This window comes from Streptomyces sp., assembly GCF_031178505.1.
GTDB classification, from domain to species: Bacteria; Actinomycetota; Actinomycetes; order Streptomycetales; family Streptomycetaceae; genus Streptomyces; species Streptomyces gulbargensis.
In genome coordinates this window covers 1-14939 of sequence record NZ_JAPSIW010000079.1, presented here as the reverse complement: position 1 = coordinate 14939, position 14939 = coordinate 1, and the positions used below count along the sequence as shown (strand labels likewise).

Annotated in this window: 18 protein-coding genes and 1 pseudogene; 9 read left to right on the top strand and 10 right to left on the bottom strand. The window is 68.4% G+C overall.

The features are described 5' to 3' along the window. A partial coding sequence (locus tag RIF68_RS08935; RefSeq protein WP_309050604.1) for a replication-relaxation family protein occupies positions 1-905 on the bottom strand: 905 nt, incomplete at its 3' end. Between the two features lie 302 nt (positions 906-1207). Here RIF68_RS08935 and RIF68_RS08930 point away from each other — a divergent pair. Continuing rightward, on the top strand, positions 1208-1678 hold the full coding sequence (locus RIF68_RS08930; protein WP_309050603.1) for a hypothetical protein: 471 nt from the start codon (positions 1208-1210) through the stop codon (positions 1676-1678). Positions 1679-2195: 517 nt separating this feature from the next. On the opposite strand, the gene RIF68_RS08925 is transcribed toward RIF68_RS08930, so the two are convergent. Both RIF68_RS08925 and RIF68_RS08920 read right to left on the bottom strand, forming a co-directional pair. Further along, positions 2196-2534, bottom strand: a complete 339-nt coding sequence (locus RIF68_RS08925) for a hypothetical protein (protein WP_309050602.1) — start codon at positions 2532-2534, stop codon at positions 2196-2198. A 177-nt stretch (positions 2535-2711) separates the two neighbouring features. Then, complete coding sequence (locus RIF68_RS08920) at positions 2712-3881, bottom strand: hypothetical protein (protein WP_309050601.1); 1170 nt, start codon at positions 3879-3881, stop codon at positions 2712-2714. Positions 3882-4140: 259 nt separating this feature from the next. On the opposite strand from RIF68_RS08920, the gene RIF68_RS08915 reads away from it, so the two are divergent. The 4 genes from RIF68_RS08915 to RIF68_RS08900 all read left to right on the top strand — a co-directional run bounded on the left by RIF68_RS08915 (position 4141) and on the right by RIF68_RS08900 (position 7276). Then, positions 4141-4287 (top strand): hypothetical protein, encoded by a 147-nt coding sequence (locus tag RIF68_RS08915; RefSeq protein ID WP_309050600.1) that lies wholly within the window; start codon positions 4141-4143, stop codon positions 4285-4287. A 292-nt stretch (positions 4288-4579) separates the two neighbouring features. Next, entirely contained in the window at positions 4580-4726 is a 147-nt protein-coding gene (locus RIF68_RS08910; protein ID WP_309050599.1) for a hypothetical protein, read from the top strand. Positions 4727-5033: 307 nt separating this feature from the next. After that, on the top strand, positions 5034-6182 hold the full coding sequence (locus RIF68_RS08905) for a ParA family protein (protein ID WP_309050605.1): 1149 nt from the start codon (positions 5034-5036) through the stop codon (positions 6180-6182). Further along, positions 6179-7276 carry a ParB/RepB/Spo0J family partition protein gene (locus RIF68_RS08900; RefSeq protein ID WP_309050598.1) on the top strand — a complete coding sequence of 366 codons (1098 nt, stop codon included), beginning with the start codon at positions 6179-6181 and terminating at the stop codon, positions 7274-7276. The genes RIF68_RS08905 and RIF68_RS08900 overlap by 4 nt, the downstream gene beginning before the upstream one ends. Positions 7277-7904: 628 nt before the next feature. On the opposite strand, the gene RIF68_RS08895 is transcribed toward RIF68_RS08900, so the two are convergent. From RIF68_RS08895 to RIF68_RS08880, 4 genes are all read right to left on the bottom strand, one after another. Continuing rightward, positions 7905-8573: an IS6 family transposase gene (locus RIF68_RS08895; protein WP_309050597.1), complete on the bottom strand. Its 669-nt coding sequence runs from the start codon at positions 8571-8573 to the stop codon at positions 7905-7907. A 164-nt stretch (positions 8574-8737) separates the two neighbouring features. Further along, the gene (locus RIF68_RS08890; RefSeq protein WP_309050596.1) at positions 8738-9529 is read right to left on the bottom strand and encodes a hypothetical protein; all 792 of its coding nucleotides are present in this window, start codon (positions 9527-9529) and stop codon (positions 8738-8740) included. A gap of 80 nt (positions 9530-9609) precedes the next feature. Beyond that, a complete protein-coding gene (locus RIF68_RS08885) occupies positions 9610-9756 on the bottom strand; it encodes a hypothetical protein (protein ID WP_309050595.1) in 147 nt (48 codons plus the stop codon). 69 nt (positions 9757-9825) lie between these two features. Continuing rightward, a complete protein-coding gene (locus RIF68_RS08880; protein ID WP_309050594.1) occupies positions 9826-10050 on the bottom strand; it encodes a hypothetical protein in 225 nt (74 codons plus the stop codon). A 185-nt stretch (positions 10051-10235) separates the two neighbouring features. On the opposite strand from RIF68_RS08880, the gene RIF68_RS08875 reads away from it, so the two are divergent. From RIF68_RS08875 to RIF68_RS08860, 4 genes are all read left to right on the top strand, one after another. Then, a complete protein-coding gene (locus RIF68_RS08875) occupies positions 10236-10592 on the top strand; it encodes a hypothetical protein (RefSeq protein ID WP_309050593.1) in 357 nt (118 codons plus the stop codon). Between the two features lie 222 nt (positions 10593-10814). Continuing rightward, positions 10815-11456: a plasmid partition protein gene (locus RIF68_RS08870; protein WP_309050592.1), complete on the top strand. Its 642-nt coding sequence runs from the start codon at positions 10815-10817 to the stop codon at positions 11454-11456. A 115-nt stretch (positions 11457-11571) separates the two neighbouring features. Beyond that, positions 11572-12477 carry a hypothetical protein gene (locus RIF68_RS08865; protein WP_309050591.1) on the top strand — a complete coding sequence of 302 codons (906 nt, stop codon included), beginning with the start codon at positions 11572-11574 and terminating at the stop codon, positions 12475-12477. A 234-nt stretch (positions 12478-12711) separates the two neighbouring features. After that, positions 12712-13005, top strand: coding sequence for a hypothetical protein (locus tag RIF68_RS08860; RefSeq protein ID WP_309050590.1), 294 nt, complete (start codon positions 12712-12714; stop codon positions 13003-13005). An 86-nt stretch (positions 13006-13091) separates the two neighbouring features. On the opposite strand, the gene RIF68_RS08855 is transcribed toward RIF68_RS08860, so the two are convergent. The 3 genes and pseudogenes from RIF68_RS08855 to RIF68_RS08845 form a co-directional block, all read right to left on the bottom strand. After that, complete coding sequence (locus RIF68_RS08855) at positions 13092-13790, bottom strand: HNH endonuclease signature motif containing protein (protein ID WP_309050589.1); 699 nt, start codon at positions 13788-13790, stop codon at positions 13092-13094. Positions 13791-13823: 33 nt separating this feature from the next. Then, positions 13824-14138, bottom strand: a pseudogene (locus RIF68_RS36460) (hypothetical protein); the annotation flags it as partial. 247 nt (positions 14139-14385) lie between these two features. Beyond that, a complete protein-coding gene (locus RIF68_RS08845; protein ID WP_309050587.1) occupies positions 14386-14859 on the bottom strand; it encodes a hypothetical protein in 474 nt (157 codons plus the stop codon). Positions 14860-14939: the final 80 nt, after the last annotated feature.

The following is a 14939-nucleotide window of genomic DNA, read 5'->3' as shown; positions in this document are numbered from 1 at the left end:
GGGGCCGCGCGGCGCGGGGCCGGGGCGAAAACGAACAGCAGCAGCGGGAAGGGCCGCTCCAGTGACGGACCGGCGTAGGTCTCCTGCCAGTGGGAGCGCGGGGGGCGGGCGGCATTGCCGCGCCCGGACGCAGGTGCGTTGCGGTAGGCGTCGTAGCGCTCCAGCTTGGCGAGCAGGCCGGCGTAGGACATGGTGCGGTCGATCTCCACGAACGCGCTGGCGCCGTTAACCAGGAGCACCACGCCGTCGGGCACCAGGTTCCCGGCCGGGGTGGGGTGGGCGACTTCCACCCGCCAGTCGGCATGATCGGCCACCTCCGCCTGGTGGAAGGCGATGACGGTGTCGACCAGGGCGAGGCCGTGCTCCCGCAGGCCCGTCTTGCTGGCCGCGATGCGCTTGCCCATCGTCCGGCCGACCGGCGACGCGAGCTCACCGGAGGCGGCGGCTTCGGTGAGGCCCGCCGGGGTGCAGTACCAGTAGCTCTGCTGGGCACGGTGGGTCCGGCCGACCAGGGCCGGGGATTCGGCGAGCAGGTTGCGCAGCGCGCGGCGGACGTGGTCGGTGTCCTGCTGGTGGGGCAGCAGGAGCGCCTTGAGCTGGCGGGGTGTGGCCAGGCGCAGCCGGGCGAGGGTGAGCAGGACCTCGCCGCGGAGGTCCGCGCCGGCCTTCGTCGCCGCGGCCTTCCGGGGCCGGGACGCTTCTCCAGGTACATCAGTACCTGGAGAAGAGGAGTTGCAACCGGCCGGGGCAGGCGAATCAGGGGTCTGATCAGCAACAACCGTCAGACGACGGCTGGAGGCTGCGGGGCTGGGAGCGGGGCTTGCCGTAGGGCTCGGAGCGGGGCTTGCCGTCGCGGCGGTGTCCGCCAGGGCCGGCGGGGTGTGCGGGTCGGGTGCGATGGTCATCGCGTCCTCGGGTTTCTCCGGCCGTACGCGGCCGGGTCGGTGGTCGTCCGGCCCGCGCACGGATCTGCACACGAGCCGGAGCCACCGTGAGAAGGCACCCCTTGACCGTCGTCTGACGGCCACCAACAACCTGCGCCCGATTCCTCCTTGACCGCCCCTTGCAGTCCGAGTTTGTCCGTGACCGGAGTCACGCCCGCACCGCGTCCCTGAGCGCGGTCTCTGTCCACAGGCCCCCGGATTGAAGGTGGCTTCGAGGCCGCCGCGATCAGCGGGGCGGCCCGCACGTGAGGAGTTGTCGACCCATGTTCCAAAACCCCTTCAAGCCGCTCACCCCGATGACGCCGGACGCAGTGCTCAGCGCCTTCGGCTACTTGCGGGCCCTGGAAGCCGGCGACACCGAAGCGGCCACCCGGCTCGCAAACGCCGACCCCCGGATGCCCGAACTGCTCGCGGATGCCGCAGAGCGCATCGTCGTTCCGATCACCGCCCTGTGCGGCATCGACCCGGAACCGTGCGACGACTCCTTCGCCCTGGAAGCCGTCGGCAAGGTCCTCGTGACCACCCTGCGCAGCTGGGCGCAGACCGGGCCGGACGCGGTGGAAGGCGTCGCCCACGCGGTCATCAACTTCGTCCGGCACGTCCACACCCAGGAAGAGCACGGTGAAACCGTCGCCGACGTCCTGCGCCAGATGGAGTCCGTTGGTCTCGGCCAGGCCCTCGATGCGCACCCCGCACCGGCCGGCGCGCATCCGGTGCACCCGACCATTGCGTAGGCGCACCGGAGAGGGGCGATGGCGCGGTGCGGTCCACCGCGCCGCGCCATCGCGGTGCGCTCCATCCGCGTCGGCGCGCCGCACCGGGCGCGCGCCACGGCCGGGCGGGCTCTTTTATCACACAACCCCTTGACCGCGGTCTGATGTCAGCCGAAACCGGCGATGTCAAGGGGAAAGTCGCGGTAGCAGAGCTGGACAAGGGGGTGTAGCAGAGCTGGTCAAGGGGGTGCTCGCGCGGCCCCGCCCGGCGGAGAAGGACGGCCAGCAGTGGGCGCACCGATGCGGTGCGGAGCATCGGATGCGGTGCGTCGCCGCACGAGAGTGCCGGGCATCGCTGCACGAGAATGCTGGGCATCGCCGCACGATGCGATGCGCCGCCGTGGTGGCGTCCATCGTCATCCGGCACACCGGAGTGGAGGCCACTCGGTGGAGGCCATCGGGTGGGTTCCACTCAGTGGAGTCCACCCGATGTCGCATCGCCATTGGATGCTGAGTGGAGCCCACTCGATGCCCGGCTTTAGGGGGTGGCCGGGGTAGGCCGCTTCTGCGGTGCGTCGGCTGGTGCCAGCGTGCCCGCGGCGCTCTCCTGCGCGGCCTCGGCGGCGGCGGCGCGGCGGGCACGGCGTTTGTCGTAGAGGTGGGTCCCGGCCAGGGCCGCGCCGGTGACGGCCGCGCCGATGATGACGCCCTCCCCGCGCCCCAGCCAACGGCCGCGTGCGAGGCCCTCCGCGAGGCCTTCCAGACGGCCGCGGGCTACGCCTTGCGCGATCCCCTTCAACCGGTAGGCGGCTCGGAGCGCGGCGGGGCCGCCTAGCTTCTGGGCCTCCTCGCTGAGGTCCGCGTAATCCCACGTCATGAAACTGCCTCTGTTCCTGTTGCTCGCTCGGGTCGGCTTGATGATGGCAGCACGGTGACGCGCGGGCGGGGCGAATGGCGGCTTCCGTCGCTACCGGGAGTGGGCACGGGCGTAGCGGGAGGCACCGCCGGGGCCCCGGCTCGGGCGGGACGCACACGGCATCTCAGCCTTCGAGGGTCAGCGTGCTTGGACCGGCCCATCGTCGGAGGCGAAGCGCAGAACCTCCTCGCGCAGGCCTGCCACCACTTCTGTGTTGCGCAGCATTACCTCGGGCTCGTACGTAACCGTCATCTTCAGGCGAGACATCCGCTCGAGGACCTCTTCGTCGGTCAGCTGCTCCACCCACGCGGTGATGTCCGCATCGCTCGGAGTTCCTTCGATCCGGCCGATCAGGTCGACGAGTCCGGGCCGGGCGTTGGCAGCGCCCAGTCGCTGCTCGTGGCGCTCCGCAGCTGAGATCATCGAGCCCGCCGCTATGGCAGCGCGCTCGTCCTGCTGGCCGACGGAGATGTCGTAGCGCGTCGGCAGTGCGGGCTCCGGCGGGTCCCCGCCGGCGATCAGGCGCGGCACCGCCTGCGTTCGGACCCACCACGAGATCTCGTCGAGCTCCGTCATCAGCACGGGCCAGCGATCGGTACCCGGCCTGTTGACCCCGACGGTCGGGAAGAAGGTCACAGGCACCTTCGTGCCCAGCGGCGTCTCGGCGATGACGTCGCCGACGCGAATCGATTCCTCGGGCCTGGCCGGAAGGTCCCGCACGGAGCGCGGCACCTGGTCGTCCCGGTACATGGCCGCGATCCGGACCGCTGTGATCGCCGGCGTCCGGTGCTTGGCGTGGTTCGTGTGGACCGTCAGGCGCGCCAAGGGATGGCTGCGCGGATCAGCGGCGCGCTGGAAGGGCTGGAGACTCTCGATCCTGCGCACAAGCTCGCTCCCGGCCCGTAGCGATGGTGGGCCGTTCTTCGCGCGCCTCTTCACCCACTCGTCGAACTTCTCGTAAGTGTCCGACGCGGGGATCTCAACAAGCTTGGCAGCCCGCTCCTCAAGCTGACCGCCCTCAAGGAACTCGACTTCGGCGAAGAGGGCGTGCTCGAGTGCGGCGCGCAGCGCCACCAAGGCGTCGGCCACGAGTAGCGAGACCTTCCGCGGGATCGGAGCGACGCGGACGACCTCGGTGCGGCTGACCGAACCAGCCGGGACCTCGCGAAGGGCGACCGTTCCACCGGGCTGGGTCTGATAGTCGAACAGCAGGTTGCTGATGTGACCGATCAGACCGTCGGCGTGCGACAGTGTCGCAGCAACCCCGAGATGCCGTTCCGGAACCCAGTCGTACGCCAACCTCGTCACGCCGCAACCCTACCGGGCGCCCCTGTGGGTTCACGACGGCGAGACCATCGGGGCACTCGCGGACTCCTGGGCGCGCAGCGGGTTGAGCAGACTGGCACGAAATTGCCACACAGGGCTCGGCACCCCGCCGGACCGCTGCCCGGAAGACGTCACCCGTCCACCGCACCCCACCGCGACGACGAGGAGGCCGCACAAAAAAGAACCCTCGCGTTGCCTCAATTCCGTTTTCGGAAAGAGGCGTTGAGGCAGTATGGCGACCATGGAGGCTGAGGTACTTGCCGGCCTGATCGGCGGCGTGGGTGGTTTGGTCGGCGCGCTGCTGGGCGGCGCAGCCACGGTCTGGACCGCCAGGCACCAGGGCCGGGTGGCCGTGCAGACGACGCCCCGCTGTGCGGCCGGCCCCTGACGCTGCGCCCGACCGTCATCGTCCGCTCGTCGAACGTGCCGTACCCGACCCGGACCGACTACCTGCCCCACTGCACCGTCTGCGCCAACGACCTGCCCAACGTGCAGAGGTGGAACGACCTGATGAACGACCGCTACGGCCTCTGACCCGGACCGTGCGAATGCTGCGCCACGACCTCATCGGCACCACCCAGCACGACTGAGCACCACGTCACCGACGCCCTTCAACACGGACAGCCTTCACCGCCCCCGGCTACCGGCCGGGGGCTTCGTGCGTTCTGGAGGAGTTCGCCGTGCCCACCTACGAGACCCTGCCGCGCTTCACCGCCGACCTTCACCGCCTCACCCCGGAGCAGAGCCGCCGCTTCCGCCAGGCCGTTGCCGCCTTCGTCGACGACCTGCGCACCGGAGGCGGGCGCTTCCACGCCGGCCTTTGCTGAAGGGCGTCCGCAGCGCGCCCGGCGTCTTCGAGCTGACCTGGAACGGCAACGGGCGGGCCACCTGGCAGTACGGGCCAGCCATACGTCCCGGTACTCCGCACGTCATCTGGCGACGCATCGGCACGCACTCGATTCTGCCGAAGCCGTAGCAGGACCGCGACTTCCTTTACGACTGGCGGTGATGCCTGCTGCCATCGAGCCCGGTGCCGAGAAGTCAGCAGGTGACGCCGGTGGTGCTGAGGCCAAGCGGGTGTCTTGCTTCGCCGTGGCGCCTTTTCACGACAATGACCTAGTAATGTTTGGCCTCATGAGTATCCCTAGCCCTCGAGCGGAGCGGGAAAAGCTAATCACCGCTCTCACTCCCCAGCTGCGCAGGCACCTAAAAATCCGGGCTTTCGAGCACGGAATGGACATCCAGGACGCGACTGAGCACGCGATCAAGGCCTGGTACGAAGCTGACGGCCTAGCCGAGGTGAAGACCGACGGAGCCAAGACGTGGGGGACCCTCCTTCCTGCCGGCGAACCCGACAGGTTCAAGGCCGCCTGCGCGGAGCGTGGTGTCACCTATGTCCAGGGTCTGGCGCAGGCGTTGACGCTCTGGCTGGATACGCACCCCTCGCCCAGCACGCCGCTCACGAAACAGCCGGTCGTCCGGGTCATAGTGGCCAATCAGAAGGGCGGCGTCGGCAAGACGTTCATTTCGAGCGGCATCGCTCAGGCTCTCGCTGAGGCGGGGCGCCGAGTGCTGATCGTCGACTACGACCCGCAGGGGCACCTCACCGCAGAGCTCGGCTTCGAGGACCTCATGTACGAGGACGACGTCGAGACGCTGCTGATGCACATGGACGGAACCGCCAGGGGCGACATCCATGACCTGCTGGTCGCCCTGGACCACGAGCGGTTCGGAGAGCGGCTGCACCTTCTGCCGGCCAGCGATGACGCGTTCCTGCGGGACGTGGCACTATCCAAGGTCTCTTTCAGCGAGGCTGCCTTGGAGCGGGCGCTGGAGCCGCTGGAGAGCGACTATGACGTCATCATCATCGACGGGCCGCCCAGCCTCGGTCTGAACATGGACACCGCGCTGTACTACGTCCGGCGCCGCGATGGTGAACTGTCAGACCGGTCGGGTGTCATCACCCCGGTCTGGGCCAATAAAGCTTCGCATCGGGCGTTTCGGCTTCTCCGTTCTCAGATGGAGGACCTGTGCCGTAAGGGACGCATCACTGTGGACTACCTCGGTTTGGTGATCAACGCTTACGACAGCAGGCGCGGAAAGCTGGTCAAGGAGAATCGCGACCAGTGGGAATTGAGCAGTTCGCCGTCGGTGCTGGCGGTCATCGGGGATCTGAAGGAGGGGCGGGAGGCCGCGGACGGGGAGATCCCGCTGCTGGAGTACGCGCCTGACAGTGAGCACGCGCAGGCGATGCGCGACCTGGCGAAGGAGCTGGCGGTATGAGGGAGACCAAGGCGAAGGCTCCGCAGGAACGCGTGACGCGCGGTTTCACCATGGCCGAGGACGGTTCGGGTGGGGCGAATGCGCCGCGGCGTGTGCGGACGCGGCAGCAGATCATCAACGGGGAAGGCAAGCGGCCGCCGGCATCGGTACCGCTCACGGAACTGGCGCACAATCCGTTCAATCCCCGCGACGAGTACACCGACATCGAAGAGACCGCGGAGTCGCTTCGCGGCCGGGGCCAGATCCAGCCGGTCACTGTCGCACGGCGAGCTGCTTTCCTGAGTGCGCACCCCGATCAGCAGGACCGGATCGGAGCCGCTGAGTATGTGGTCATCGACGGGAACCGCAGGCTCAAGGCCGCAGCCCTGGCTGGGCTGGCTGAGCTCCGGATCGATGTCAACGACGAGCTCGCGGCGAGTGCAGCCGACATCCTGGAATCGGCGCTGATCGCCAATGTTCACCGCGTGGATGTGCCGCCACTCGATCAGGCCAAGGCGATCCAGCAGCTGGTCGAGGTGCACGGCTCTCAGGGGAAGGTGGCCAAGCGGCTGGGCAAGACTCCTGCCTGGGTGTCGCAGCGGCTGGCGCTGCTGGAGCTCGCCCCGGACCTGCAGAAGGCCGTGGAGAGCGGTGAACTGAAGGTGGAGCCGGCCCGCCGTATCGGTCGGCTGCCGAAGGAGGAGCAGGTCTCTGCCGCGCGGGAAGCCATGGCTGCGGCGAAGACGCCGCGTCAGCGCTCCCCTCGTCGGCAGCTGGGCGACGGAAGCTCGGCGCCGACCGTTAACGGCGTTAATACCTCCGAGGCGGCTGGTGCAGAGCGGCAGGACCGGCCTCAGACCGTTAACGCCGTTAATACCCCGGAGCCGGGGACGGCGCCGGTCGCGTCCGACGCAGGCGGACGAAGCGACGTGGGCCAGCCCCGCTCGCTCCCCTACGACGATGCGGTGTTCGTCGTGAATCACCTGCACCGCAAGATGGAGCTCCCGGTCTTCTGCGAGTCAGCTCGGCTGCTGTTGCAGATCCTGCGGGACCAGCACCCTCAGGAATACGAGGCGGTGCTACGCGATGCCGGTCGGCATGAGCAGTCGGCCTGACGATGACCCTGATCGTTCTTGCCCAATTGTGCAAGAACGATCAAGGTCGGCTCAGGGCTGCCAATGAGGCGAGCCACCAGTGGCCCGCGTAGGACGGGCTGGCCGGTCTGTCGACCCTCATACAGCAGTCACCTGACCGCAGGTCTGGCGCAACTGCGAATCTGAGGCACCGGATAGGCTGGAAACGCAAAACGGCCCGGGCTCCCCCGTTCGCGGGGGAAGCCCGGGCCGTTGCTTGTCTCGTGTGGTTCAGGCCGCCCAGGCAGCGGGTACGCCTTCGTCGGGGTTGGGGATGCCGGCGGCGACCGCTGGGGCGGCCGGGTGCCTCAGGCGGTGATCAGCACGGCACCGGGCTCGGTGCCCGGCGCCCACACCATCCGCCACGTACGATCCCACTCGCATCCGCAGCTGTGGTCCGGGGGCGGGTGTCGTAAGAAGACGCCGTGGGTGTGGACGGCGCGTGGGCGTTGTCACGTTGTTGAGTAGACGACTGTCTGACGGCGCGTCGAGGCCTGGTGGGCCTTGGCCCGGGCGTCGGTTCAGGCTGTGGTGGGCCGGCTCCTGGGGCCGGTGATGTGGTCCCAGATCGCGAAGCGAATGGTCGTCTCGGCCCGGTAGTCGGGTGTGCTCATGAGATGGCGGCGGGGCCGAAGTGGGGTGAAATGCCGCTGAACGCGGACAGGAACCGCTGTGCCGCGCCAGCCGATCGGAAGCCCTTCATCGCGCGTTCGCGCTGCCGCGTGGGCTGGTGGCTGTTCTCGGCCCGGTTGTTCAGGCCTTTAAAAGCGCGGTGCTCCACCGACGGCATGACCTCGCGGTGCGCGGCGCCGTAGGAGCGGAGCTTGTCCGTGATGACCACCCGCGGCACCGTACGGGTCTTCGTCATGAGGCGGCGGAAGAAGCGACGGGCGGCGGCGGTGTCCCGCCGGTTCTGGACGAGGATGTCCAGGACGTTGCCGGCCTGATCAACGGCCCGCCACAGGTACTTCGAATCTCCGTTGATCCTGATGAATACCTCGTCCAAATGCCATTTGTCTTCGGGGCGGGGCCGACGGCAGCGTGGTCCGTTTCGCGTAGGCCTGCCCGAACTTGGCACACAACCGGCGGACTTCTCATACGAGACGACGACACCGCGCTCGAGCATCAGCTCCTCAACCTCACGGAAGCTGAGCGGGAAGCGGAAGTACAGCCACACGTAGTGCGAGATCACCTCGACCGGGTAGCGGTGCCCCCCTGTACGACGGCGACGCACTCCCCACGGGCGATCCCCCTCCATCATGATCGACCAGAAGATCATCCCACCATTGGGCAGCAAACGTGACAGTGCCCCCGACAGGCGCTCCGGCGACTTCGCCCGTCGTCCCGTGGGACGGGCACGAGCCCCGGGCCCTCGAGGATCCGAACGCGCCGGCGCCCACGGACATCCGATCCGTGGGCACCAGCGGCGTCAGTGGTCGGCGGTCAGCTCGCCATCATGGCCTGTAGGTCGCTGATCGACAGCTCGTTCGTGCCACGGTCCGCTGCCTTGCTCTGTGTCCACGCGAGGATCGCCGGGTGGGCGTCCTCGTACCGGGCCCCAGCGGCCGTGTGCTGCCCGTCGGTGGTGGCGACCTGGGTGAGGTAGGCGGCCAGGGCGTGCGGGCCGCCGCCGCTGTACCCGATCTCGTATCCCAATCCGCTCTTCCGCGGAAGGAACGACAGCACGCCCTTGTCCGTCCGGACCCAGAACAGACTGCGGCCGGTGTAGAAGCGGCTGAAGACGTCGTCTGGGCGCAGTTCGAGCGGGGCGTACGTCGTGTAGCTCCACTGGTCCGTGCCGCCGGTGCCCGCGTGCTTGAAGTGCTTGCCCACGACGGGCAGCCCGAACTCAGGGTCGTAGAAGGTCCGGCGGCACAGGCAGCCCGATCCGTCGATGGCCGAAGGGCTGGCCTTGTCCTCCGTGACGCACGGGTGGAACAGGTCCGGGATCTTCGCCGGATCCACGAGTGTGCAGTGCATCGCGTTCGGCTCGCAGCGCACCAGCCTGTTCAGCCACTCCTGGAAGTGAGGTGTCACGGTTTGCTGCGCCTCGATGTCCAGTACGGCGTTCAGCGACGACGTAACGGCGCTGCGCTGGGGCTCGGTGTAGAGGACGAAGTTCAGGTAGCCCTTCGTCGGGTCGGTCAGGTTCAGATCGCGGGCCTCGTAGGGCAACGTGGCGCTCCAATGCAGGTGCCTGGCGGCCAGGGCGCGGCCGCGGGAACGGGGTGCCAACGCCCCCGATTCTCAGTCCGGCTCCTGCGGGCTCGCGGGTGAAGTCGCAGATCGGCCACGCCCTGGCCGGTTGCCATCCCTCACCGCTCACGGCCCGCTCCCCTGCCGTGGTCGGGCCGGTTCGCGTGGTGCTGCTGCTGGTCGGCGGGCTTGACCACGTCGGCCGGCTGCTCCGACTTCGGCCGGGCCTCGAAGGCGCGGCGGCGGGTATTGGCCGTACGGGTCAAGGCGGTAAGCCGTTCCAGGTTCTGCGGTGTGCGCAGACACGTCGCCGGGTCGGTTGTACGGCCCTCCAGTTACTCCTCGGGCATCGCAGCCTGCTGATGGGCCTGAACGGCGGCGGCCCGTTGTGCCGGGGTGAGTGCGGCATCCCGGCCCGGATGGTCGACGGCGTGCGGCGGGTATCGCCCCCACAGGAACGTCAGGAACAAGGCGATGTCCGTCGCGTAGTTGAGCCGGGTCGACACGGCGTGCGAACGGAAGGCCCTGGACTGGACGTACCGGGTCAGCAACGGGTCCACTCGATAGTCTGGCGCCAGGAAGATGGCGTCCCCGGGACGGGCCCCTGACTCCGCCTCGCGTTCCGCCAAGCACTCGGCCCAGTCCTGCAGCTCATCCGACCCAGATCGCGGCTCGGCCGCCCGCACCCAGAAAACACGCCATGCACGCACAGATCAGCCCTTCAGAAGCCGCTTCAACACGCGCATTGAATAGGGAACTCGTCGTCCTCGGGCACCAGCGGTGGGCCGACACCATCGAGGCCGCAGCCGCGTACATGGCCCGGATCCACGGCTGGCGGAACCTGCACCTGTACCCCGGCGACGACCCGGCGGCGCTCATCCCCCGCATCCCGCGCGCCGTCCTCACATACGGCGTCTTCTTACGGCACCCGCACCCGCACCCGGACCACGGATGCGGATGCGAGTGGGATGAGACGTGGCGGATGGTGTGGGCGCCGGCCGATGCGCCCGGCGCCGTCCCGATCACCGCCATGCGACACCCGGCCGCCGCAGTGACCGCCGCCAGCATCCCCAACCCCGACGAAGGCGCGCCTGCAGCCTGACGCACGCACCGCACGGCAAAGGCCCGTGTCCACCACGAATCCGTGGCGGGCACGGGCCTTTTTACGTTTCAAGCTCGACACGGCTACGACGGTCACCCTCACACCAGTTGGCGATCACCGTGGTGCTGGACAGCCATTTGTGACGTGGTGCCGGTCACCGTGCCGGGGGAGACGTGGCAGCATCTTGCGGAACGTAGCCACTGCACGAGAAGAGAGCCGGCCGTGCTCATCGCCAACATCAGCCCACGAAGTATGGGCAAGACGACCGACACCGGCATGATGGGACACGCATTCCACGAGGCTGGATACCGTGTGCAGCTGTGGGACGCGGACGAGTCTGAGCACCTCACTCAATGGTCCGAGCTCGCCGGCTTCCCCTTCCCTGTGAAGCACAACGCCTCCGCCAAGTTCGCTGAGGAGTACACGCCGCTGGGAGAAGCCGGGGTCGACATCGTCGATGTCGGTCACACCGAGAACCACCCGCACATCGCGGACAGCGTGCTCAAGGTGGCCGACCTGGTTCTCATCCACATGGAACCGTCGATGGCCGACTACCAGCGGGTCCATCAGCCGCGCACTTCCACCCCGGTCAAGACGATGGTCGGCCGCTCGGCGTTCGACAGGCCCTCACGCACGGCCCCGCCGATGTGGGTGCTCCTCAACCGAGTGCGTCCCAATGTCCGGAGTGAGAAGGAGATCCGGGGCCTGCTCGCCGAAGCCGGATACAACGTGCTCACGGTGAAAATCCCGGTCCTGGACGACATCAAGCAAGCCACGGGCTTCCCGGTGGAACATGCGGCCCGGGGGCCGTTCGGTGAGCTGGTCACCGAGCTGCAGGAGCGGGGGCTGATTAAGAGTGCCTAAGCGTCGTGACTTCCGAGCGGCGGCCAACAAGGGAGCCCAGCAATCTCCCGCCAACAGCGCGAGCCCCACGTCAGAGAGCCTGGCTGTACCTGACCGGCCTGCGGATCCTCCACAGATGCGTGCTCAGCCCTTCACGATGGAGCACTGGGGACTGACCCTGCCCGACGTGGACGCTACGCCGGAGACCGCAAACGGCCCGCTCGACGAGCACGAGCAGCGGCTCCTTGCCGAGGCTCACCGAGCCGTCGATAACGCCCGCACAGCCCGCTGGATGCTCGGCTACTCCCTGGAAGTGGTCCGAAGGCGCCGCCTATACCGCGGCGATGGCACCCGCACCTGGGAGCAGTACCTCCAGCAGGAGCACGACGGTCTCTCGACCAGCGAGGCGGATCGTCTCCAAAAGACTTGGCGTCTGGCACAGACGGTGCAGAAAGAACTCGGCCGTCCCCTGCCCGACAGTCACCTGCGAAAGCTGCAACCGTACGCGGAGCGCACCAGCGACCAAGAGGCCGCCCGCGCGTATGCCGAGCTGTACTGGGCCCACCAGGCGGGCGGGATGAGGCTTGTCGCCAACCAGGTCCAGCAGCGAGTGAAGAAGGCGATAGCGGCAGCCAAGGGTGTCTCCGATCCGGCTGAGCGTAGCCAGGCCGTCAGTGCCGCCTGGACGACCGCACCCGAACCGGTGATGCCCGCGCAACGGGGCGAAGCGAAGAGCGAGCAGGGCGGCATGTCCAGCCGAAGCTCAGACCCAGTGGACGCGGCGCTACAGCTGCTGAATGCGGCGCGGCAGGCAGTCGAGGACGCCACCGAGGACAAGGCTGCGCGCAAGGCTCGTAGCAGCGAAGAAGCCCAGCGGCAGCAAGACGCCATCCGCCGCATCGGCCGAATTCTCAGCAAGGTGAAGGTCGACGCCGACGCCGACGCCGACGTCGACGGCGACGGCGACGGCGACGGCGACGGCGACGGCGGCGACGGCGACGGCGAGGACGGCATCGTGGATGCCGAGCTTGTTGAGGGCTGATCCCTGCCGTTGAGCGGGACTTCCCCAATTGGGGAACATCCGCGATTTTGGCGGCCCATCTCTGCGGATGCGCAGCATTTGCATGGCTCAGACGCTGTTCGCCAGGCGGGCGCGGCATCGCCGTCGACGCCCGCCCGGCGGGATCAGCCGTGAACTCCCGGTGAACTGTCCCCCCACGGGATCGCGCTTTTCCGCAGGTCACAGCCAGTGAGCTCTGTGGGGATGCTGAGTGTTGTGAAGGTTCGGCAGGTCCCCCGCAACGCCCTCACCCAACGCCATCCGGATCTTCGCAACGAGTTCTACGCCCGCGTCCAGGAGCGAGGCGCTGTCCCCGACGTAGAAGCCCGACTCCGCTCGACGATCGTGCAGCTCAAGGAGACCATCGCCAACAAGAACGAGGAGCTTGCCCGCTTGCGTGAGGACGTCCCTGCACTCGTCCGCGTACTCAGTCAGTTCACCGCTGAGAACGAAGCACTGCGCCAGCAGCTCCAGCTGCCGGCACCGAACGTCATCCCCCTCCGGCCCTGACCGGCAGGCGTGGGCAGCCAGCATGGCAGGAGAACTGGGCCGCTGGGTGGCCGAGGTATCAACCGGATGCCTGCCGCAGCAACAGGCTATGCCTCGCCGTCGAGATCGCGCTGCCTGTCAGCGAGGTACTCCCGGACGAGGCGGCCGAGCACTTCACCCTCGTGCGCGCGCTCGTTGAAGACGGCGCGCTGGAAGGCTCTGACCTCCTCCCGCTCCAGGAACGCGTGCAGGAGCCTCGCCTGCGGATGGAAGTAACCGCAGCAGATCAGGCGCGTGCAGTGCCCCTTCAGCTCCCTGACCTTCGGGGTCCGCCATGGGTAGTGCGGGTACCCCTTGAGCTCCGCCTTGCAGCGATCAAGGATCTTGAACAGCTCAGTCTTGTTTCCCCACTTCTCCTCGCCGTAGTGCAGCTCGAACCACTCGCGGCGATCCGCGTCGGCTATCTCTCGCTGAACGCGTTCCACGCGCCTTGTGATGCCGGCGAAGACCTTCGGGCTCATCCTCCACTTGGAGCGCGTCAGCTCCGGATATCGGTGGCAGATGTCCATATCTGCAACCCAATGCGCGGCGCTCTCGTGCTTGCTCTTCCGGAGGTTGCAGGGCTTGCAGGCAGGGACGAAGTTCCACCAGATGTCGTGGCCTGCCCCGGCGATCGGCCTTTCGTGGTCCAGTGTGGTGGACGGGGAGCGGCCGCAATACACGCACAGGCCACGTTGCGCAGTCAGCACCATCAGCCACACCCAGGCCTTCTGCTTGCCTCTGTCACCTCGGCGAATAGCTTCCACTGCACCCCTCCTGCCCGTAGCTGGCTAGGCGGGATCGTAAGACGGGGCACTGACAATCCGTAGCCGTCGGTCGATCGTCACGCGGTTCGACGGGGAGGCAAAGACGTCGCGGCGGGTCAGTGCGCGGTGCAGCTGCCCCAGGACACACACCACGTAGGCGTCGCTGTCCACCGCGCCCTCAGGCAGCGCGTTGTTGGAGTACACCGCCTTCTTCCACGCCGGCGGCACCAGCTCGGCGTCGATCTCCATGGGCAGCAGCGGGCGCTGGGCCACCTTGCGCCGGGCCAGCACCGGCAGCCGACGCACCGCCTTGAGCACCCGCCGACCGCCCTGCGCGGCGCCCAGCGCCCCCGGCACCACGCCACGCAATGATCCACTCAAAGGGGCGAACTCCGCGCACGCTGTAGCAAGCCATGGTGGATGGGCGCCTGCCTCAACACGCTGACTGCCAAGGAAGACGAAGCCGACCGGGTAGAGGTGATCGTCGGTGGGGTCGTCCATGCCGGTGACGTGCAGGCCGCGATGGACGATGAAGCCGTTCTCCACCGCGTCCTCACCGGGTGTCCAGAGCTGTTCGGCGGGGTGCCTGGTGCCGTCATCTCCCTCGCTGGTCACCAGGTCGTACAGGCCGGTGGTCGTCATGCGCTCGCTCCGGTGCTGGTGTCGGCCGCCTTGAGGACGCGCGGGAGATGGACGTGGAGGTGTTCGACGTCGACCTGGCGGCCGCGGGCGCGCAGTTCGCGAGCAAGGAGCTCGGTGAGTCCGGCTGCCCTGTGCTTGCCCCCCCCCCCCCCCCCGCACAACCGACCGCGATGCGGCGAGGGCCGGCGGGCAGGGCCGCGTAGTCGGCGAGGTTGGCGAACAGATCGCGGGCGCCGGGCGTGTTGAGGACGACGTCCTGGACGCGGGGGTTGAGGCCGTCGAGGTCGAGGATGTCGCGGGCGGCGGCCGGGTCGCGGAGCCGGTCGCGGACGTCCTCGATCCGGTCGGCGGCGGGCGGGACAGGGGAGCCGTCCGGGCCGGTGGGCAGGTGCAGGTAGCCGAACGAGATCAGACAGATCGGGTGCAAGGGTGCCTCCTGCTCGCGGGTGAAGGGCGGGAACTGCGGGAGCGGGGCGCCCCGCCCCGGCGGGGGGGGGGGGGGGGGGC

Bases quoted from the DNA above. Each gene is read 5' to 3' on its own strand.
- RIF68_RS08915 (WP_309050600.1), top strand. From the start codon at position 4,141: ATGGAGGCTGAGGTACTTGCCGGCCTGATCGGCGGCGTGGGTGGTTTG.
- RIF68_RS08900 (WP_309050598.1), top strand. From the start codon at position 6,179: ATGAGGGAGACCAAGGCGAAGGCTCCGCAGGAACGCGTGACGCGCGGT.
- RIF68_RS08930 (WP_309050603.1), top strand. From the start codon at position 1,208: ATGTTCCAAAACCCCTTCAAGCCGCTCACCCCGATGACGCCGGACGCA.
- RIF68_RS08905 (WP_309050605.1), top strand. From the start codon at position 5,034: ATGAGTATCCCTAGCCCTCGAGCGGAGCGGGAAAAGCTAATCACCGCT.
- RIF68_RS08865 (WP_309050591.1), top strand. From the start codon at position 11,572: ATGCGTGCTCAGCCCTTCACGATGGAGCACTGGGGACTGACCCTGCCC.
- RIF68_RS08925 (WP_309050602.1), bottom strand. From the start codon at position 2,534: ATGACGTGGGATTACGCGGACCTCAGCGAGGAGGCCCAGAAGCTAGGC.
- RIF68_RS08895 (WP_309050597.1), bottom strand. From the start codon at position 8,573: ATGATCTTCTGGTCGATCATGATGGAGGGGGATCGCCCGTGGGGAGTG.